Raw genomic sequence first — 19,465 nt, forward strand, 5'->3', positions numbered from 1 at the left:
CAGTCAATACAGCTGTGGCTGATCTACCGCTATCGGGGGCAAGCCCCCTCCCGCATTTTGGTTCGGTCAGCGATCGCCTGTCAGGCTATCGCATCCCAGGCCCGATCGCCGTGCTCGTCTTTGATCCGAGTCGGCAGGCCCATCACGTCCAGCGCTTTCAGGAACGGCTCAGCCGGCAGTTCCTCGACGTTGGCCATGCGCTTCACATCCCACTCACCACGCGCTACCAGCAGCGCAGCGGCGACCGGCGGCACGCCGGCGGTGTAGGAGATGCCCTGGCTGTCGGTCTCGGCGTAGGCTTCTTCATGATCGGCCACGTTGTAGATGAACACCTCGCGCGGCTGGCCGTCCTTGGTGCCTTTGACCAGGTCGCCGATGCAGGTCTTGCCGGTGTAGCCGGGGGCGAGCGAAGACGGGTCGGGCAGCACGGCCTTGACCACTTTCAACGGCACCACTTGCAGGCCTTCGGCGGTGGTGACCGGCTTTTCGGAGAGCAGGCCGAGGCTGTTCAGCACGGTGAACACGTTGATGTAATGCTCGCCGAAGCTCATCCAGAAACGCACGTTGGGCACGTCGAGGTTTTTCGACAGCGAGTGAACTTCATCGTGGCCGGTCAGGTACAGGTTCTGCGAACCGACCACAGGTAGGTCGTCGGTACGTTTGACTTCGAACATGGTGTTGCTGGTCCACTGGCTGTTCTGCCAGCTCCACACCTGTCCGGTGAATTCGCGGAAGTTGATTTCCGGGTCGAAATTGGTGGCGAAGTATTTGCCATGGGAGCCGGCATTGACGTCGAGAATGTCGATCGAATCAATGCGGTCGAAATGCTGTTGCTGCGCCAGCGCGGCATACGCGTTGACGACACCCGGGTCGAAGCCCACGCCAAGGATGGCGGTGATGTTCTTCTGTTTGCACTCTTCCAGGTGGTTCCATTCGTAGTTGCCGTACCACGGCGGGGTCTCGCAGATCTTGCCCGGCTCTTCGTGGATGGCGGTGTCGAGGTAAGCCACGCCGGTATCGATGCAGGCACGCAGCACCGACATGTTGAGGAAGGCGGAGCCGACGTTGATGACGATCTGCGATTGTGTCTCGCGGATCAGGGCCTTGGTCGCTTCCACGTCCAGGGCGTTCAGCGCGAAGGCTTGGATGTCGGCGGGTACTTTGAGGCTACCCTTGGCCTTGACGCTGTCGATGATGGCCTGGCATTTGGAGATGTTGCGCGACGCAATAGCAATACGACCGAGTTCGTCGTTGTGCTGCGCACACTTGTGGGCCACCACCTTGGCGACACCTCCTGCACCAATGATAAGAACGTTCTTTTTCAATTGCTTTATCTCTCCTTTATCCGCCAGCTTACGAAAGGCTGGACAGGTAGTCGTCGTAACCAAATTCACGAACCACCTCGACTGTACCGTCGAGTTGTTTCACTACGATGGACGGCATTTTCAGGCCGTTGAACCAGTTTTTCTTGACCATGGTGTAGCCCGCGGTGTCGATGAACGACAGCCGATCGCCGATGGCCAACGGACGATCAAATTGATACTCGCCGAAAATGTCCCCGGCCAGGCAGGATTTGCCGCACACCATGTAGGTGTGTTCACCCGTGCTCGGCGCCAGCTTGGCATTGAGGCGGTAGATCAGCAGGTCCAGCAGGTGGGCTTCGATGGAACTGTCGACCACGGCCAGGTGTTTGCCGTTGTACAGCGTGTCGAGCACGGTGACTTCCAGCGAGGCGCTGTTGGTGATCGCCGCTTCGCCGGGTTCCAGGTACACCTGCACGCCGTACTTCTCGGAGAACGCCTTCAAGCGCGCACAGAATGCGTCCACGGCATAGTCTTCACCGGTGAAATGGATGCCGCCGCCGAGGCTGACCCACTCGACCTTGTGCAGCAGCGCGCCGAAGCGTTCTTCGATGGTGCCGAGCATCTTGTCGAACAGGCTGAAGTCGTCGTTTTCGCAGTTGTTGTGGAACATGAAACCGGAGATCTGCTCGATCACGCCTTCGATCTTCACCGGGTCCCATTCGCCAAGGCGGCTGAACGGACGCGCCGGGTCGGCCAGCAGGTAATCCGAACTGCTCACCTGCGGGTTGACGCGCAGGCCGCGGGTCTTGCCTTCGCTACGTTCGGCAAAACGCTGCAGTTGGCTGATGGAGTTGAAGATGATCTTGTCGCAGTTTTCCAGCATCTCTTCGATTTCATCGTCGGCCCAGGCCACGCTGTAGGCGTGCGCCTCGCCTTGGAATTTCTGGCGACCGAGCTTCAATTCATACAGCGACGACGACGTGGTGCCGTCCATGTATTGCTGCATCAGGTCAAACACCGACCAGGTGGCAAAGCACTTGAGCGCCAGCAACGCTTTGGCGCCGGACTGTTCGCGCACGTAAGCAATCTTCTGCATGTTGACCAGAAGTTTCTGTTTATCGATGAGGTAGTACGGCGTTTTGATCATTTTTGAGAGCCTGCGGCGGTGCCTGCCAAAAAAGGACACGCATTGTGCCCGCACTTGGAGCAGATCGAAAGGTTAGCGGGCGGATTTTGCGCGTCGGGTTTCCAAGCATAGCCCCGGAATATGACTCTCCAACGGCATGCATCGACCCAATGTGGGAGGGGGCTTGCCCCCGATAGCGTTGTGTCAGACGCCCGATAGGCCAGCTGATCCACCGCCATCGGGGGCAAGCCCCCTCCCACATTCGGATCGCGGTGTGTCCAGGGGCGCTGACATCAAACTGTCATCTGTCCACCACGTTCCTGCCACATTGCGCCGCTAATGTCCTCGCCAATGAGATCGATCTCAAGCGAGTGACCATGACTGATTTGAAAGACGTTGCACGGCTGGCCGGGGTCTCCCGTGCGACCGCTGCCCGCACCTTTGCCTCTCCCGACCAGGTACGCCCGGCGACCCGCGAACAGGTGTTCGCCGCTGCCCGTGAACTGGGTTTTCGGCCCAACTTGCTCGGCCGCCAACTGCGCCTGCAAACCACCAACCTGATCGGCGTGGTGGTGCCCAATCTGCTCAACCCGGTCTTCGCCGAGCAATTGCAGGCCATGGAGCGAGCGGCCCGTTTGCGCGGCTACAGCCTGTTGCTGGCAACCACCGACTACAGCAGCGAGCGCGAAAGCATTGTGGTGGAAGAGTTGCTGCGCCAGCGCGTCGACGGTCTGGTGCTGACGGTGACGGATGCCGAAAGCAACAGCGTGCTGCACAGCCTGGCTACCGAGCAGACGCCGTTCGTGCTCGCCTACCACCAACCCAGCAACCCCGACTACAGCGCCGTGTCCGTCGACAACCGCGCCGGTATGGCCCAGGCAACGCGCTATTTGCTCGAAGCGGGGCACCGGCGCATCAGCATGGTCGCCGGCCCCGCGTTGCAGTCCGACCGCGCACGTCTGCGTTACGCCGGTTATTGCGATGGGATGAAAGAACGTGGCCTCCAACCCCGGCCAGTGATCGAAATGCCGGCCCATACCCAGGCCGAATTCGCCGCCATCGCTCCGTTTCTCAACGGCCCTGATGCCCCGACCGCGCTGGTGTGTTCCAACGACTTCCTGGCGATCAGCCTGATCGCCGAGCTGCGCCGCAACGCCTGGAACGTACCCGAGCAACTGTCAGTGATGGGTTTCGACGGCATCGCCCTCGGCACCCAGATGCACCCGACGCTGTGCAGCGTGGTGCAGCCCATCGCCTTGCTTGCCAGCACCGTGATTGACCAGTTGCTGGCGCAGATCGCCGGCAACGCCCCGATTTCCCATTGCCTGCCTTGCCATATCCGGCCGGGTGAAAGCACTCAACCCCATGAGGAGACCCTTGATGCGCGTATTCAGTAAAACCCTGGCCGCCGTGCTGCTGTGCGGCATGGCCAGCCTGGCCCAGGCCGCCGACACGGCGATTTGTTACAACTGCCCGCCGGACTGGGCCGACTGGGGCACCCAGCTCAAGGCCATCGCCGCCAGCACTGGCGTGCAGGTGCCGCTGGACAACAAGAACTCCGGCCAGTCCCTGGCGCAGTTGGTGGCGGAGAAAGCCGCTCCGGTGGCCGACGTGGTGTATTACGGCGTGACCTTCGGCCTGCAGGCGCAAAAGGCCGAGGTGGTCGATGGCTACAAACCCAAAGGCTGGGAGCAGATTCCCGCCGGCTTGAAAGACCCGACCGGCCACTGGTTCGCGATCCACTCCGGCACCTTGGGCATCATGGTCAACGTCGATGCGCTGGGTGGCTTGCCGGTGCCGCAAAGCTGGGCCGACCTGCTCAAGCCTGAATACAAAGGCATGGTCGGCTACCTCGACCCGTCCAGCGCTTTTGTCGGCTACGTGTCGGCGGTGGCAATCAACCGCGCCCTGGGCGGCGACCTGGACAACTTCGCCCCGGCCATCGACTACTTCCAGAAACTGGCGAAAAACGCCCCCATCGTGCCCAAGCAAACCGCCTATGCGCGGGTGTTGTCCGGTGAGTTGCCGATCCTGGTGGACTACGACTTCAACGCCTACCGCGCACGCTACAAAGACAACGCCAACGTCGCGTTCGTGATTCCCCAGGAAGGCAGCATCAGCGTGCCCTACGTGATGAGCCTGGTGGCCAACGCACCGCACCGCGCCAATGGCGAAAAAGTGCTGGATTTCGTGCTGTCCGATGCCGGCCAGGCGCTGTGGGCGAAGGCTTACCTGCGCCCGATACGCCCGGTGCAGATGCCGGCCGAAGTCGCCGCGCAGTTCCTGCCCGACAGCGATTACGCCCGCGCCGGCGTGGTGGACTACCAGAAAATGGCCGCCGTGCAGGAAGCCTTTGCCGCTCGTTACCTGAACGAGGTCAAGTAAGTGGCCGCATCGGCAAGACATACCGCCTGGGCCCTGGCCCCGGCCTTTGCGGTGCTGCTCGCGTTCTGGCTGTTGCCGCTGGCGCACCTGATGGTGCTCGGCGCCGAGAGCCGCGACAGCAACGGCAGCGGTTACTGGCAGGTCCTCAGCAGCGCGCAGTATCTAGGCAGCCTGGCGCAAACCTGTGCGCTTGCGGTGTTCGTCACACTCGTGGCGTTACTGATCGGCGGCATCAGCGGTGTATTCCTGGCGCGCCAGCAGTTTTTCGGGCGTTCGGCGCTGGTTGCGTTGCTGACGTTTCCGTTGGCATTCCCGGGTGTCGTGGTGGGCTTTTTGGTGATCCTGTTGGCCGGGCGCCAGGGTCTGCTGGCGTCCCTGGGCCTGCAGTTGGCCGGTGAGCGCTGGATCTTCGCTTACTCGCTGGCCGGGTTGTTTATCGGCTATCTGTACTTCTCGATCCCGCGGGTGATCCTCACGGTGATGGCCGCCTGCGAAAGCCTCGACCGCAGCCTGGAAGAAGCCGCGCACTCGTTGGGCGCAGGGCATTGGCGCGTGGTGTGCGATGTGATCGTGCCGGGCCTGGCACCGGCGTTGGCGTCCTGCGGGGCGATCTGCTTTGCCACGTCCATGGGCGCCTTCGGTACGGCGTTCACCTTGGGCACGCGGCTGAACGTGACCCCGGTGGCGATCTACAACGTGTTCACCAACTACGCCAACTTTGCCGTCGCCGCGGCGCTTTCCGTGGTGTTGGGCGCGCTGACCTGGGCAGTGTTGCTGCTCACCCGGCGCTGGGTGAAAAACGCGGGGACTGTCCTGTGAAGCGCTCATCGCTGTTCGTGATGCAACTGCTGTTTACCCTGCTGGTGTGCGCCTTCATGTTGGTGCCGGTGTTGATGTCGTTGCTGGCCGGGCTCACGCGCAATTTCTTTGTGGGCCTGTCCAGTGGCCTGACCTTCGATTGGTTGATTCAGGTCTGGCAGGCCTATTCGCCGACGGTGTGGTTGTCGCTGCAACTGGCCCTGGCCTGCGCGGTGTGCGTCTGCGTGATCGGCGTGCCGGCGGCCTACGCCCTGGTGTGCATGAACAATCGCTTCAGTCGCGCCTTCGAGGAACTGATGGTGCTGCCGGTGGCGATGCCGGGGCTGGCCAGCGCGTTGGCCTTACTCTTGACCTACGGCCAGTTCGGCGCGTTTCGCAGCAGTTGGCTGTTCATTTTGGTCGGCCATGTGCTGTTCACCTTGCCGTTCCTGGTGCGCCCGGTGATGGCGGTGATGCAACGCCAGCAACTGCCGGTGCTGGAGGAAGCGGCGGCGAGCCTGGGGGCAGGTCCCATCAAGCGCTTTTTCAGCGTGGTGGTGCCCAACTGCCGGGCAGGCATTCTCGCCGGTGTACTGATGGTGGTCACCTTGTCGCTGGGTGAATTCAACCTGACCTGGATGCTGCATACGCCCATGACCAAGACCCTGCCGGTGGGCCTGGCCGACAGCTACGCCTCGGCGCGCCTGGAAATCGCCAGCGCCTACACCCTTATCTTTTTGCTGATGATCGTGCCGCTGCTGATTGCGTTGCAGGCCATCAGTGCCCGTTTGTCCCGTGGAGAGCGTCGATGACCGCTATCACTATCCGCCTGCAAGGTTGCCGCAAGGCGTTCGCCGACGGCACCGTCGCCGTGCATGACTTGGACCTGACCGTCGAAGGCGGCGAAACCCTGGCCATCCTCGGCCCGTCCGGTTGTGGCAAAACCACGACGTTGCGCTTGATCGCCGGCCTGGAACGCCCGGATGTGGGCCAGGTGTTCTTTGGCGACCAGGAGGTCACGCGCCTGCCCATCGAGCGTCGCGATGTGGGCATGGTGTTCCAGAACTATGCGCTGTTTCCCAACCTGGATGTGGCCGGGAATATCGTCTATGGCCTGAAGATTCGCGGCGTGTCGCCAGCGGAGCGCAACAAGCGCTGCGAGGAACTGCTGGAACTGGTCGGTTTGCAACACCACGGCAAGCGCAGCATTCATGAACTGTCGGGTGGGCAACGCCAGCGCGTGGCCTTGGCCCGTGCGTTGGCGCCGCGCCCCAAGGTGCTGTTGCTGGACGAACCCCTGGCCGCCCTCGATGCGCAATTGCGTGAGCGCCTGCGCAGTGAGTTGAATCAACTGTTGCGTGGCCTCGGTATCACCTCGGTGTTTGTCACCCACGATCAGGGCGAAGCCATGGCCCTGGGGGATCGCATCCTGGTGATGGAACACGGCCGCGTCGCGCAACTGGCCAGCCCGCGGGACATCTACCAGAAGCCGGCCAACGCCTTCGTCGCAGGCTTTGTCGGCAACCTGAATGCATTCCAGGTCATTGAGTCGTCGCCCCATGGTTTGAAAGTCTGCGGCGGCGAATTGCCGTGGCATGCAGCGCAGTTGCCCGGCACCGTGTACTGCCGCCCCGAACACTTGCGGGTGATGGAACACGAAGGGCATCTGCACGGCCATCTGCTGGCGCAGTTTTTCCAGGGCGCGCAAAGCCGCCTGCTGGTGGATGTCGGCGGCCCGCAACCGTTGCTGGTCGACAGCAGCGACAACCAGCTGTACGCCGTCGGCGCGCCGATTGCCTTGGCCATCGCGCCGCACATGTTGTTCACCCTGAATGCGTGAGAGTTGCCTTGTGAACCGTCCGTTTCTTGTTGCACAGATCAGCGATCTGCACCTTAAAGCCGGCCAGCGCCTGACTTACGGCGTGGTCGACACCTTGGGCGCGCTGCGCCGTGCCGTCGACCATCTGAACGCCAGTCACCCGCGCCCCGATATCGTGGTGATCAGCGGCGACCTGGTGGACTTCGGCCGCGCCGATGAATACGCCGTGCTGCACCCTGAACTGGCGCGCCTGCACATGCCTTGCTACCTGGTGCCCGGCAACCATGACACGCGCGGGCCATTGCTGGATGCGTTCCGCGATCACACCTACTTGCCGAGTTCGGCGGCGGGCCCGTTGGATTGGGTGGTCGACGCCCACCCCCTGCGCCTGATCGGCCTCGATTCCACCATTCCCGGCGGCCATGGCGGCCAACTGCTGGACAGCCAGTTGCAGTGGCTCGACCAGCAGTTGGCACTGCGTCCGCAAGCGCCGACCGTGCTGATCCTGCATCACCCGCCGTTTATCAGCGGCATCGGCCATATGGACCGCGAGCGCTTTATCAATGCCGCCGCCCTCGAAACCGTCGTGGCGCGCCACCCGCAGGTGGAACGCTTGCTGTGCGGGCATTTGCACCGGTCGATGCAGCGGCGTTTCGGCGGCAGTTTGAGCTGTGTATGCCCTGGCACGTCCCATCAGATCGTGCTGGACCTGCAAGACGCCGCGCCGGCGCATTTCAACCTGGAACCGGCGGGTTACTTGTTGCATCGCTGGGATGCGCAACAAGGGTTGGTCAGCCACAACGGCGTATTCGGGGACTACCCGGGGCCATATCCGTTTTATGACGCTCATGGATTGATTGACTGAGGTTTTACGGAGGTTCACTTCACCCAACCAAGTAATTGAACGTTAGTTAACGCAACGGCCAACTCACGTGTGGCCGTGTGCTTCCTGCTGTCCATTTTTAGCGCCCGGAACTTGGATTCCGCGCCGGAGTTCGTCCTGATGAAAGCTACTTTGAATGTATTAAGCCTATTGACCGGCAGCCTGGGCATCGCCCTGAGCCCCCTGGCGTCGGCCGATTTCTTGAGCGACAGCAAAGCCAACTTGAGCATGCGCAACTTCTACTTCAACAACGACAACCGTGACGGCAGCGCCGCACCGTCGAAGACTGAAGAGTGGGGCCAGGCGTTCATACTCAATTACCAATCGGGCTTCACCGACGGCACCGTTGGCTTTGGCCTGGACGCGGTCGGCATGCTTGGCATGACCCTCGACAGCAGCGCTGGGCGCCATGTGGGCAGCTCGATGATCCCTACCGACGACGGCAAGGCCGTGGACAACTGGGCTCGCGGCGGCGCCACCGCCAAGGCACGCTTCGCCAAGACAGAAGCGCGCTACGGCTACCTGCGCCCGAACCTGCCGATCCTGGTGAGCAACGATGGCCGCCTGTTGCCGCAATCGTTCGAAGGCGGGCAGGTCACCAGCAAAGACATCGACAACCTGACCCTGATCGGCGGTCAGCTTCAACACACTACCGGGCGCGGCTCCAGCGACCGCAGCGGCCTGGCGGCGGCGGGCGGCACCCAGGAAAGCAATAAATTCACCTACGCCGGTGCCGACTACCAACTGACCAAAGACCTGATGGTCCAGTACTACTACGCCAACCTCGAAGACTATTACCAACAACACTTTGCCGGCTTGATTCATGTATTGCCGCTGGGCGACTACGGTTCGTTGAAAACCGACCTGCGTTACTTCAAGACCACCTCCGACGGCAAAAACAGCAGCGCCGCCGGGCGCGCCGAAGGCTACAAGTTCAGCGGCTATACCAAAAACGGCAGCGGTGAAATCGACAACAACACCTGGAGTGCGGCCTTCATCTACTCCCTGGGGTCTCACGCGATTACCGCCGGTTACCAGCAAGTGTCCGATGACAGCAACTTTGCCCAACTCAACCAGGGCGGCCTGGTGAACAAAGGGGAGGGCGGCTCCAGCCTGTACCTCTACACCGACCGGACGGTGCAAACCTTTATCCAGGCCGGCGAACGCACGGCCTTTGCGCAGTACGCCTATGACTTCGCAGCGTTGGGCGTGCCGGGCTTGAAGGCGTCGATGATGTATTTGAAAGGCGACCATATCCTCACCGCCAGCGGGAACAACGCCAGCGAGTGGGAACGGGATATCTCGTTGGATTATGTGGTGCAGAGCGGCACCTTCAAGAACGTCGGGTTCGGCTGGCGCAACGGTATGTCGCGCAGTGAGGTCGCGCGGGACCAGGATCAGAATCGGCTGTTCGTGAGCTATTCGATTCCATTGATGTAACAGCCTGTAGGAGCGAGTTTGCTCGCGAAGAACGCCAACGATCATGCGGGCTGCCTGACGGTACGCGGCGCACTTGGGTTCTTCGCGGGCAAGCTCGCTCCTACAAGGGTCAGGTGTTCAGGCGCCGTGAGCGCGGTATTAACATGAGTAGATCTTGTGATCATCAGGAATAAAATGAGTTTGTCTCACTATCGTCATCTGCCGACAATGGCTGCCATTACTACCTACAGTGGAGTTGTAAGTCATGGCAGTCGCTCATTCCCTCGGATTTCCGCGCATTGGACGCGATCGTGAACTGAAAAAAGCGCAGGAAGCGTTTTGGAAGGGCGAACTCGACGAAGCCGGCCTGCACGCTGTCGGCCGCGATTTACGCAAGGCACATTGGGCCCTGCAAAAACAGGCTGGCATCGAGCTGTTGCCCGTCGGTGATTTTGCCTGGTACGACCAGGTACTCACCCATTCGCTGATGTTCGGTGTGATCCCTGAGCGTTTCCGCCCGGCCGATGGCAAAGCCACCTTGCAGACCCTGTTCGGCATGGCGCGTGGCGTCAGTGACAATTGCTGCGGCGGGGCGCACGCCCAGGAAATGACCAAATGGTTCGACACCAACTACCACTACCTGGTGCCTGAGTTCAGCGTCGACCAGCACTTCCACCTCGGCTGGGACCAGCTCTTCGACGAGGTCAAGGAGGCGCTTGACCTGGGGCACACCGTCAAACCTGTGGTGATCGGCCCGCTGACCTACCTGTGGCTGGGCAAGGCCAAGGGCGGCGATTTCGACAAACTCGAGCTGCTCGACCGCCTGCTGCCCCTGTACGGCCAGATCTTCCAGCGCTTGGCTGACCTGGGCGTGGAGTGGGTGCAGATCGACGAGCCGATTCTGGTACTCGACCTGCCGCAAGCCTGGAAAAACGCCTTCGAGCGTGCCTACAACCTGATCCAGCGTGACCCGCTGAAAAAGCTGGTCGCGACTTACTTCGGTGGCCTGGAAGAAAACCTCGGCCTGGCCGCCAACCTGCCGGTGGATGGCCTGCACATCGACCTGGTGCGCGCACCGGAGCAGTACCCGACCATTCTCGACCGCCTGCCGGCCTATAAGGTGTTGTCCCTTGGGGTCGTCAACGGGCGTAACGTCTGGCGTTGCGACCTGGACAATGCCCTGGCCACCTTGCGGCACGCCCATGAAAAATTGGGCGATCGCCTGTGGGTGGCGCCGTCCTGCTCGTTGTTGCACAGCCCGGTCGACCTGGGCCGTGAAGACCAGCTCGATAACGAGTTGAAAAGCTGGCTGGCGTTCGCCGTCCAGAAGTGCGCCGAAGTGGCCGTGCTGGCCCAGGCCGTCGACCAGCCCGACGCGCCGAACGTGCTCGCCGCGCTCGCCGAAAGCCGCGCCGTACAGGCGGCCCGTGCCGCGTCGCCGCGCATTCATAAACCGGCGGTGCAAGCCCGCGTGGCGGCGATCACCGCTCAGGACAGCCAGCGCCAGTCGCCGTTTGCCCAGCGCATCGAGACACAACGCGCCGGTCTCAAGTTGCCGCTGTTCCCGACCACCACCATCGGTTCGTTCCCACAAACCGCGTCGATCCGCCTGGCGCGTCAGTCCTACAAACAAGGCAAGTTGAGCGAAGCCGAATACGTCGAGGCGATGCACAGCGAGATTCGTCACGCCGTTGAGGTGCAGGAAAACCTCGGCCTGGACGTGTTGGTGCATGGTGAAGCCGAGCGTAATGACATGGTCGAGTACTTCGCCGAGCAATTGGACGGCTACGCCTTCACCCGCTTCGGCTGGGTGCAGAGCTACGGTTCACGCTGTGTGAAACCGGCGGTGATTTTCGGCGACCTGAGCCGCCCGCAGGCGATGACCGTGGCGTGGATCCGCTACGCCCAAGGCCTCACCCGCAAGGTGATGAAAGGCATGCTGACCGGCCCGGTGACCATGCTGATGTGGTCCTTCCCGCGTGAAGACGTGAGCCGTGAAGTGCAGGCGCGTCAACTCGCCCTGGCGATCCGTGACGAAGTGGTCGACCTGGAAGCCGCCGGCATCCAGATCGTGCAGATCGATGAAGCCGCGTTCCGTGAAGGCTTGCCGTTGCGCCAGGCGCAGTGGCAGCACTACCTGGACTGGGCCACCGAAGTGTTCCGCCTGTGCGCCTGCGGCGTGCGTGACGAAACCCAGATCCATACGCACATGTGCTACAGCGAGTTCAACGATGTGATCGAGTCCATCGCGGCGATGGATGCCGACGTGATCACCATCGAAACCTCGCGCTCGGACATGGAACTGCTGGACGCGTTCGAAGCTTTCGCCTACCCGAACGACATCGGCCCGGGCGTCTATGACATCCACTCGCCACGGGTGCCGGACGCCTCGGAAATGGCCAACCTGCTGCGCAAGGCCGCCAAACGCATTCCGGCAGAACGCTTGTGGGTGAACCCCGACTGCGGCTTGAAAACGCGCGGCTGGCCGGAGACGGAAGCGGCCCTGATTCATATGGTCGCGGCGGCGCGGCAACTGCGCGCCGAACTGGCGTAACACGGCCTGACAAGGTGGGAGGGCGCTTGCGCCCTTTCACCGCAGGCGCAGTGACCGGTCACAGGTATTTAAGCCACGCCACATCCCGCCGCCGCGCCTTCAGCCCGGCAAACCAGCGCACCGGCCAATACAGCGCCATCGGCAAGAGCAGCGCGACCAGCCATACCGCGCCAACACCGTCGAAGCCGAAGTAGGCGCCATGGTTGAGGCCCAACAGCGCCACGCACGCGACGTAGAGCATCTTCAGCACATACAGGTGCAACAGATAAAAGAACATCGGGGCTGCGCCGAATACCGCGAGCACGCCGATCCAGCGCCGCTGCCCCACGCGTTCAAGCGCCAGCAGCAATAACAGGCCGATGCCCAGCGTCAACGCGAGGAACAGCAGCGACGGCGGATACTTGGTGACATTGAAAAAGCTCATCAACGTCAGCACGCCGCTGTCATACGCGTGCCACGGCTGCTCGCCATAGCCATTGGCCGCCCGCAACAACACGAACCCCAGTAACGCACCAAATCCCGCCCGCAACAGGTAACGCTGGCGCAGGGCCGGCGCCATGGCCGTGGCAAACCATGGGCCCAGGCCGTAACCCAGCGCGATCACACCGATCCATGGCAACACCGGGTACGTGATGCGCAATCGCAGGTGATCGGACACCTCGATCCAACTACGCTCATGCAGGAGCGCCCACACAGTCTGCAGCGCTGTCCCTGGAGCGAAGTGCAGCGCGTCCAGCAGGTTATGCCCGGCCATGATCACCAGTGCCAAGCTGATCAGCAGCGGGCGCGGCAACCACAGCAGCGCGGCGAGGGCGATCATGCTCAGGCCAATCGCCCAGATCACCTGCAGGTAGATGACGCTGGGCGGCAGTTGGAAGGTCCAGGCGAAGGTGACCAGGCTGAACTCCAGCACGATCAAGAACAGCCCGCGCTTGAACAGAAAGGCCGACACATCGCCACGGCCCTGGTATTTTTGCCCGTACAACCAGGCGGACAGCCCGGTGAGCAACACAAACACCGGCGCACACAGGTGGGCGAGGGTACGGCTGATAAACAGCGCGGGCTCGGTGCTGTCGAGGCTCATCGGGTCGCTGACCTGACGGTGCAGCAGGAAGGTTTCGCGCACGTGGTCCAGCAGCATGAACAGGATCACCAGGCCGCGCAGGGCGTCGATGGAAAGCAGGCGTTGGCGCAGGGGAGCAGCGTCGGTCATGGGCGTGGATCACAAGGGCAGGATGGAAAACGAATGTTATCCTATAACGTATTCGCGCGCCGCTGCGCGAAGTCATCGAGAGCGAACAGGTTCGCGCCTGGCATCGGGAGAGGCTGATCATGAGCAAGCCACACAACGACACCCCGCACACCGTCGTCGATTTCTGGACGCAGGCCGGCCCCAAGCGTTGGTTCGCCAAGGACGCCGCGTTCGACGCGGCGTTTCGCGACACCTTCCACACCACCCATTTGCAAGCGGCGCGGCGTGAGCTGGAGGGCTGGCTGGACTCGGCGCAAGGTGCGCTGGCCTTGCTGATCCTGCTCGATCAGTACCCGCGCAACGCGTTTCGCGGCACGGCGCATATGTTTGCCACGGACCCGTTGGCGCGCCTGTATGCGCGGCGCATGGTGGATGCTGGGCTGGATCAATTGGTCGAACCGGCATTGCGTGCGTTTTGCTATCTGCCGTTTGAACATTCCGAAGACGCGCAAGACCAGCAACGCTCCCTGGTCCTCAACCAGCAACTGGATGCCAACACTTACCGTTGGGCCAAGGAACACGCGCGGATCATCGAACGTTTCGGGCGCTTTCCCCACCGCAATGAGGTGCTGGCCAGGACGACCACGGAGGCGGAACGGGCGTTTCTGGAGCAGGGCGGGTTTGCCGGTTGAGGCGCTATTCCGCCGGGGAATGCCCCCATAAAAACTGCGCATTGTCTTTATCGCCGCCGATCTCGTAGCGTGGGGTTTCACTCAAGGAGATCCACCATGAACCAAGCTGCGCTGCGCCTCTACGTTGATTCGCTGTTCACCAGCCCCTACGCGATGTCGGTGTTCGTCACCCTGCGCGAAAAAGGCCTGGCGTTCGACACCGTGCCCCTCGACCTCGACGCCGCGCAACACCAGACGGCGGGCTTTGCCCAACTGTCCATGACCCAACGCGTGCCGACGCTGGTGGACGGTGATTTCTCCCTGTCGGAGTCCTCGGCGATCAGCGAATACCTCGACGAGGCCTACCCCGGAACGGCGGTGTACCCGGCCGATCCGAAGCAGCGGGCGCGGGCGCGGCAGGTCCAGGCGTGGTTGCGCAGCGATTTGCTGCCGATTCGCCAGGAGCGTTCGACGTTGGTGGTGTTCTATGGGCAGAAGATGCCGCCGTTGTCGCCATTGGCCGAAGCTGCCGCCCATCGCTTGATCAGTGCGGCGCAGGTGCTGTTGGCGGGGAATCCGGCGTACTTGTTCGGGGAGTGGTCAATTGCCGATGTGGACCTGGCGGTGATGCTCAACCGCCTGATCCTCAACGGCGACCCTGTGCCGGCCGACTTGGTGAGCTATGCACAGCGCCAATGGCAGCGGCCATCGGTGCAGGAATGGGTCAATCTGCCAAGGCCCGCGCTTTAGGCCATTCCTGCGCGACGCGTCGGTCCAGCTCTTCCCAGTCCGCCATGCCCAGCACGCGGGTGGTGTTCAAACCGCGCAGGTAACCGAGCAATTGCTGGGCGATGGCGTAGGCCTGGTCCGGGTCGGCGGCCTCGTCCAGCAGCACGTCTTCATAGACAACCAGGTAATCGGCGACCCGATCGCGAAAATCCGGCAATACGGCTTCGCGGATGCGGTCGAAGGTTTTCTGGTGGGGTTTCATAGCGTGGTCCTTATAGATTTTATGTAAGCACTATTGATTCAGATAATAGTCAGCATCAAAGATTGCAAGTTCTGTTTTTTCCACAAAGGCGGAAAATCTCCCCATCGAGACGCAGTTCAAGGAAATCGCGCGATGAGGACGTTTATTCAACTGGCTTTAATGACCCTGATGATGAGCACTGTGGTCATGATCAACCCGGTAATCGCCGATGAACTGCGTACAGGCCATTTGCTGTCACTCGGCGGTAGCGTAGACTCGCTGCGGCACGAGCAGTCAGTGGGGGTGCTGTACAGCGAAAATACGGTCGACAACCTCAGCTACCTTGAACGCTACCACGCCACAGCCTTGAATGGCGCCAGAGATGCCCTTGATGGGCGCATCCGTGCAGCGTTCGTCAACAGTTCCGACCCTGAGTTGGCGATTGACTGGTTGATGAATTCGTTGCAAGGCACGTTTTTGTCGGTGACCGTTTACGACACGCTGGATGCGCTCGTGCAGGCTCACCCCGATGTGGTGGTGATGCTCGACACCCATAACCAACTGTTGACCCCGCGTAACGACCTGGTCGAGGCGCATTTTATCGCGCGCTTCTATGACGCGGACCTGCAGTACATCGCCAAGGCCGAAGGCTCGGTGCATAAGCAAGTGCCGTCGGTGTGGACGCATGACAAGGCGGCCCCGGAGATTGCCGCGCAGATCGAGCAGCAGCGCGATGTACAGCTCGATGCCTTGAAACAATTTGATGCGTCGCTCAAGGCATTAGTCCGAGCGGGTTGATGTGAACTTTTCCTTTTATATATTCAGGATTTCTATGCGCTCTTTTTTTGCCCCGGCCCTGGCTGTCGCTTCTTTGTTACTGGCCGGTTGTGTTTCCGCTCCGAATGCTCCGACATTGACCCTGCATACCGCCAAGACCCCCGAAGGTTATATGCAATGCGTGTTGCCCAAGCTTGAAAAACACAACCTCACCTCGACCGTGACGCAGAATTCGCGCCACGCCAAGGTGGTGTTGACCAGCAAGGTTGCCGCCGATGATGTACTGGAGGCCTACAAGAGCCAGGACGGCACCAAGGTGTTCCTGTATGAGCGCAAGCCGCTCGCGTCGACCATCACGCCGTCGCGCCTGGAATTGACGGCGCAAGAGTGCAAGTAACCGCAGGCCACCCATAACTCGGTGGGCGCGAGGGTTGGCTCAAGGGGTTGCTTCGTGGCTGAAGCTGTCGACAACCTTGACCAACCCTTGAGCCGCCAACGCCACCAACTCAGCGCCTTTCTCCACGGTCGCCAGGGCCGGGTCCGAGCCCATGCGCCCGTCGGGGAAGCGCGCACGGAAGTCCAACGCTTCACGGATCGGCCCGGTGTTGGCGATCTGCGGCGAATAATCGGCAGACTTGATCGACTCCGGATAAGCCCATTGCGTCACGGCAATTTCCGACGGCGTGGCATGGCTGCCGTGGCCGACCGGGAACTGCCGGTGAGCCAGCTCGTTGACGCCTTCCAGATCCCACCAGTTCACCAGTTTCAGCGCAAACCCGGCCGGTTGGCGGGCGAAGCTGGCGGCGGCATACAGCTCGGAAAACGCCGCTTCGATCGTGGCGATGTTGCCGCCATGGCCATTGAGAAACAGGATCTTTTCGAAACCATGCCCGGCCAGCGAACGCACCCAGTCGCCAATCGCGGCAATAAAGGTGGAAGGGCGCAGCGAAATGGTGCCGGGAAAGCCCAGGTGGTGCTGGGCCATGCCGATATTGAAGGTCGGGCCGATCAGGATGTCTGCGTGTAGCTGCGCTTGGTGGGCGATGATTTCCGGGCACATCCAGTCGGTGCCCAGCAGGCCGGTGGGGCCGTGTTGCTCATTCGAGCCGATCGGGATCACCACCGTGCGGCTGCGCTCCAGAAACTGCCCGATCTCGATCCAGGTGGACTTATGTAGAAGCATGCGACGCTCTCTTTATCGGTGGGGACAGGCTAACCGCCACGGATTGTACGACTACTCGCCACCTGTTGGGGTTTGCAGTTGAGGTAGGTCGAAGACTTCAGCCAGCGCTGGTCCGGGTACCACGAGAACATGAACTGCCCATCCTTGAGTTTGTCCACCACCTGGCGCGCCACCTGCGGGCGCACTGCCGGGCAGCCCTGGCTGCGGCCGATACGGCCTTCGCGCTTGCTCCACAATGGGTTGACGTAGTCGGCGGCGTGAATCACCAGGGCACGGTCGCGCGCCTGATCATTGAAGCCCGGCTCCAGGCCGTCCATGCGTAACGAATAGCCATGGGTGCCCAGGTAACTTTCCTGGGTACGGAACAGGCCCAGGCTGGACTGGTGGCTGCCTTCACGATTGGAGAACTGGGTGGCGAAGTTTTCCCCGGACTTCGCACCGTGGGCCACCAGGTCGCGCAGCACCAGGGTCTTTTTGCGTAAATCGAAAATCCATAGCCGACGAGCGGTCGAAGGCTGGGAATAGTCAATCACGGCCAGGCGCTCGGAACGCTCTTCACCATTATTGACCGCGCACTGCACCGCGTTCAGCGCGCTTTTGAGTACAGTAGGATTGAGTTCTGGAGCCGAGCGCGCCAGGCTGCTATACAAGGAAACAGGGTTGCCGTCGGCGGCGAGCACAACGGTGCTCAGCGTAGCCACGGTCAAGGTCATCAGGCCGAGGCGGCACATAAAAGTCAGCATCTACAGTACATCCCCCCACTGTGGATTGGAGCAAAGCTATTGTTCAAAAAACACGCATGTTACTTGAGCATTTGCTTGCTCGTTGCACCGCTGGTCGCTACAGCCGACGAAGTACCGATGGGCACGTTACCGGTGATTCCAGCCAGCCCGGTCCAACAGGCCCTCGCGCAGTTGCCCAGCGTGTGCCCCAGCCTTGCGTCGCGCATCGACGCGGCGACATTGGCGCGTCTGCAGGCATTCTATCGGCAGCAGGGCGATGTGCCGCTGTGGGTCGCCGAACGCCGCCAGGCACTGCAAGCGCAGTTGCTGATGCTGGCCGACGACGGCCTGGACCCCACCCACTATAGCCTGCCCCCGGCGAACGCCACGGACAACGTGCTGTGCAGCGATATCGGCAGCAGCGAACAGTACCTGCAAGCCCTGCAGGATTTGCATTACGGACGCCTGCAGCAATCGCGCTTCGAACCGCTGTGGCATTTCCAGCCGCCCACCCGCGACCTGGATACCGAGGTGCTGGCCTTCGCCGCCACCGGGCTGCACGACATGGCGCAAGCCTTCGACCAGGCCCGGCCCAGCGCGGATTTATATCGCAGCCTGCGCAACGTCTATTCCACGCTGCGTAAGCAGCCATTACCGCATTGGGACGCGGTCGCCGGCGGGCCGCTGTTGCGCCCCGGCATGGAAGACCCGCGCGTGCCGGAACTGGCGCGGCGCCTCTACCGTGGTGGTTATCTCGCCAGCGAACCCAAGGACAACGGCAAGCTGTACCGCGACGAACTGGTCAAGGCGGTCAAGGCCTTCCAGGTCGGTCACTCATTGCAATCCGACGGCGTGATCGGCGCCGGCACCGTGGCCGAACTCAACATCAGCCCGGCGGTGCGCCGCGAACAGTTGCGCATCAACCTGGAGCGCTTCCGCTGGCTGAGCCAGGACCTGGAGCCCGAAGGCGTGGTGGTCAACGTCGCCGCGGCGCAATTGAGTGTCTATCAGAGTGGCATCCCGGTGTGGCAAACCCGCTTGCAGGTCGGCCGCGCCGAACGCCAGACACCGCTGCTCAAATCACGCATCAACCGGTTGACCCTCAACCCGACCTGGACCGTGCCGCCCACCATCATGCGCGAGGACAAACTCCCGGCCATCCGCCTCAACCCCGAATACCTGCGCCAGCAGAACCTGCAAGTGCTCGATCCCGAAGGGCGCCCGCTGGCCCCCGAACACATCGACTGGGCCCGCCCCGGCAACATCCTGCTGCGCCAGGAAGCCGGCCCGCGCAACCCGCTGGGCAAGATCGTGCTGCGTTTCCCCAACCCGTACTCGGTGTACCTGCACGACACGCCCAGCCAACCGCTGTTCACCAAAGGCCCGCGTGCGTTCAGCTCGGGTTGCGTGCGGGTCGAACAACCGTTGCTGCTGCGCGACCTGCTGGTGAGCCCGGCGGAGCGCGTTCGCACCGATGAATTGCTGGCCACCGGCGTGACCCATGAATTCCGCCTGGCGACGCCGGTGCCGGTGTTGCTCGGGTACTGGACCGTGGAAGTGGATCGCCAGGGCGAGTTGGTGTATGCGCCCGATATCTACGGGCGTGACCCCGTGTTGATGAAAGCCATGGGGAGCGTGCTCTGATTTGTCACCGCCCACAGC

General features: G+C 61.9%; 19 protein-coding genes. 13 read left to right on the top strand and 6 right to left on the bottom strand.

The annotated features are described in order from the left end of the window. Window positions 1-80: 80 nt before the first annotated feature. Window positions 81-1,325, bottom strand: a complete 1,245-nt coding sequence (locus ACVWZP_RS03580; RefSeq protein WP_017846534.1) for a saccharopine dehydrogenase family protein — start codon at window positions 1,323-1,325, stop codon at window positions 81-83. 28 nt (window positions 1,326-1,353) lie between these two features. Then, complete coding sequence (locus ACVWZP_RS03585) at window positions 1,354-2,451, bottom strand: carboxynorspermidine decarboxylase (RefSeq protein ID WP_017846533.1); 1,098 nt, start codon at window positions 2,449-2,451, stop codon at window positions 1,354-1,356. Window positions 2,452-2,807: 356 nt separating this feature from the next. On the opposite strand from ACVWZP_RS03585, the gene ACVWZP_RS03590 reads away from it, so the two are divergent. From ACVWZP_RS03590 to metE, 8 genes are all read left to right on the top strand, one after another. After that, window positions 2,808-3,827, top strand: a complete 1,020-nt coding sequence (locus ACVWZP_RS03590; protein WP_126588571.1) for a LacI family DNA-binding transcriptional regulator — start codon at window positions 2,808-2,810, stop codon at window positions 3,825-3,827. Next, window positions 3,811-4,815: an ABC transporter substrate-binding protein gene (locus ACVWZP_RS03595; RefSeq protein WP_017846531.1), complete on the top strand. Its 1,005-nt coding sequence runs from the start codon at window positions 3,811-3,813 to the stop codon at window positions 4,813-4,815. The genes ACVWZP_RS03590 and ACVWZP_RS03595 overlap by 17 nt, the downstream gene beginning before the upstream one ends. Beyond that, window positions 4,816-5,634, top strand: coding sequence for an ABC transporter permease (locus ACVWZP_RS03600; protein WP_017846530.1), 819 nt, complete (start codon window positions 4,816-4,818; stop codon window positions 5,632-5,634). Next, a complete protein-coding gene (locus ACVWZP_RS03605) occupies window positions 5,631-6,425 on the top strand; it encodes an ABC transporter permease (RefSeq protein WP_017846529.1) in 795 nt (264 codons plus the stop codon). Before ACVWZP_RS03600 ends, ACVWZP_RS03605 begins: the two co-directional genes overlap by 4 nt. After that, the gene (locus ACVWZP_RS03610) at window positions 6,422-7,453 is read left to right on the top strand and encodes an ABC transporter ATP-binding protein (protein WP_046383686.1); all 1,032 of its coding nucleotides are present in this window, start codon (window positions 6,422-6,424) and stop codon (window positions 7,451-7,453) included. Before ACVWZP_RS03605 ends, ACVWZP_RS03610 begins: the two co-directional genes overlap by 4 nt. Before the next feature lie 10 nt (window positions 7,454-7,463). Further along, window positions 7,464-8,297 carry a phosphodiesterase gene (locus ACVWZP_RS03615; protein ID WP_046383685.1) on the top strand — a complete coding sequence of 278 codons (834 nt, stop codon included), beginning with the start codon at window positions 7,464-7,466 and terminating at the stop codon, window positions 8,295-8,297. Between the two features lie 138 nt (window positions 8,298-8,435). Next, a complete protein-coding gene (locus tag ACVWZP_RS03620) occupies window positions 8,436-9,755 on the top strand; it encodes an OprD family porin (RefSeq protein WP_046383684.1) in 1,320 nt (439 codons plus the stop codon). Window positions 9,756-9,999: 244 nt separating this feature from the next. Next, entirely contained in the window at window positions 10,000-12,288 is a 2,289-nt protein-coding gene (gene metE, locus ACVWZP_RS03625) for a 5-methyltetrahydropteroyltriglutamate--homocysteine S-methyltransferase (RefSeq protein WP_108526542.1), read from the top strand. Between the two features lie 58 nt (window positions 12,289-12,346). On the opposite strand, the gene ACVWZP_RS03630 is transcribed toward metE, so the two are convergent. Next, window positions 12,347-13,501 carry a DUF1624 domain-containing protein gene (locus ACVWZP_RS03630; protein WP_457369377.1) on the bottom strand — a complete coding sequence of 385 codons (1,155 nt, stop codon included), beginning with the start codon at window positions 13,499-13,501 and terminating at the stop codon, window positions 12,347-12,349. A gap of 119 nt (window positions 13,502-13,620) precedes the next feature. On the opposite strand from ACVWZP_RS03630, the gene ACVWZP_RS03635 reads away from it, so the two are divergent. Then, window positions 13,621-14,172 (top strand): DUF924 family protein, encoded by a 552-nt coding sequence (locus tag ACVWZP_RS03635; protein ID WP_457369378.1) that lies wholly within the window; start codon window positions 13,621-13,623, stop codon window positions 14,170-14,172. A 96-nt stretch (window positions 14,173-14,268) separates the two neighbouring features. Continuing rightward, a complete protein-coding gene (yfcF, locus tag ACVWZP_RS03640; protein WP_046383682.1) occupies window positions 14,269-14,901 on the top strand; it encodes a glutathione transferase in 633 nt (210 codons plus the stop codon). On the opposite strand, the gene ACVWZP_RS03645 is transcribed toward yfcF, so the two are convergent. Next, the gene (locus tag ACVWZP_RS03645) at window positions 14,876-15,142 is read right to left on the bottom strand and encodes a hypothetical protein (RefSeq protein WP_017846521.1); all 267 of its coding nucleotides are present in this window, start codon (window positions 15,140-15,142) and stop codon (window positions 14,876-14,878) included. The genes yfcF and ACVWZP_RS03645 overlap by 26 nt on opposite strands. Window positions 15,143-15,274: 132 nt before the next feature. Between ACVWZP_RS03645 and ACVWZP_RS03650 the strand changes: the two genes are divergently transcribed. Together ACVWZP_RS03650 and ACVWZP_RS03655 are read left to right on the top strand one after the other, a co-directional pair. Beyond that, window positions 15,275-15,919, top strand: coding sequence for a hypothetical protein (locus tag ACVWZP_RS03650; RefSeq protein WP_046383681.1), 645 nt, complete (start codon window positions 15,275-15,277; stop codon window positions 15,917-15,919). Between the two features lie 34 nt (window positions 15,920-15,953). Further along, the gene (locus ACVWZP_RS03655; protein WP_046383680.1) at window positions 15,954-16,295 is read left to right on the top strand and encodes a hypothetical protein; all 342 of its coding nucleotides are present in this window, start codon (window positions 15,954-15,956) and stop codon (window positions 16,293-16,295) included. Between the two features lie 39 nt (window positions 16,296-16,334). Here the strand turns inward: ACVWZP_RS03655 and ACVWZP_RS03660 are convergent, their stop codons facing one another. Both ACVWZP_RS03660 and ACVWZP_RS03665 read right to left on the bottom strand, forming a co-directional pair. Beyond that, window positions 16,335-17,081, bottom strand: coding sequence for a creatininase family protein (locus ACVWZP_RS03660; RefSeq protein ID WP_017846518.1), 747 nt, complete (start codon window positions 17,079-17,081; stop codon window positions 16,335-16,337). A gap of 29 nt (window positions 17,082-17,110) precedes the next feature. Further along, complete coding sequence (locus tag ACVWZP_RS03665) at window positions 17,111-17,824, bottom strand: murein L,D-transpeptidase catalytic domain family protein (protein ID WP_017846517.1); 714 nt, start codon at window positions 17,822-17,824, stop codon at window positions 17,111-17,113. Window positions 17,825-17,863: 39 nt separating this feature from the next. Here ACVWZP_RS03665 and ACVWZP_RS03670 point away from each other — a divergent pair, with 39 nt between their 5' ends. Continuing rightward, a complete protein-coding gene (locus ACVWZP_RS03670) occupies window positions 17,864-19,447 on the top strand; it encodes a L,D-transpeptidase family protein (RefSeq protein WP_108526546.1) in 1,584 nt (527 codons plus the stop codon). The last annotated feature ends 18 nt before the right edge of the window (window positions 19,448-19,465 follow it).

The organism is Pseudomonas sp. TE36184 (assembly GCF_054060055.1).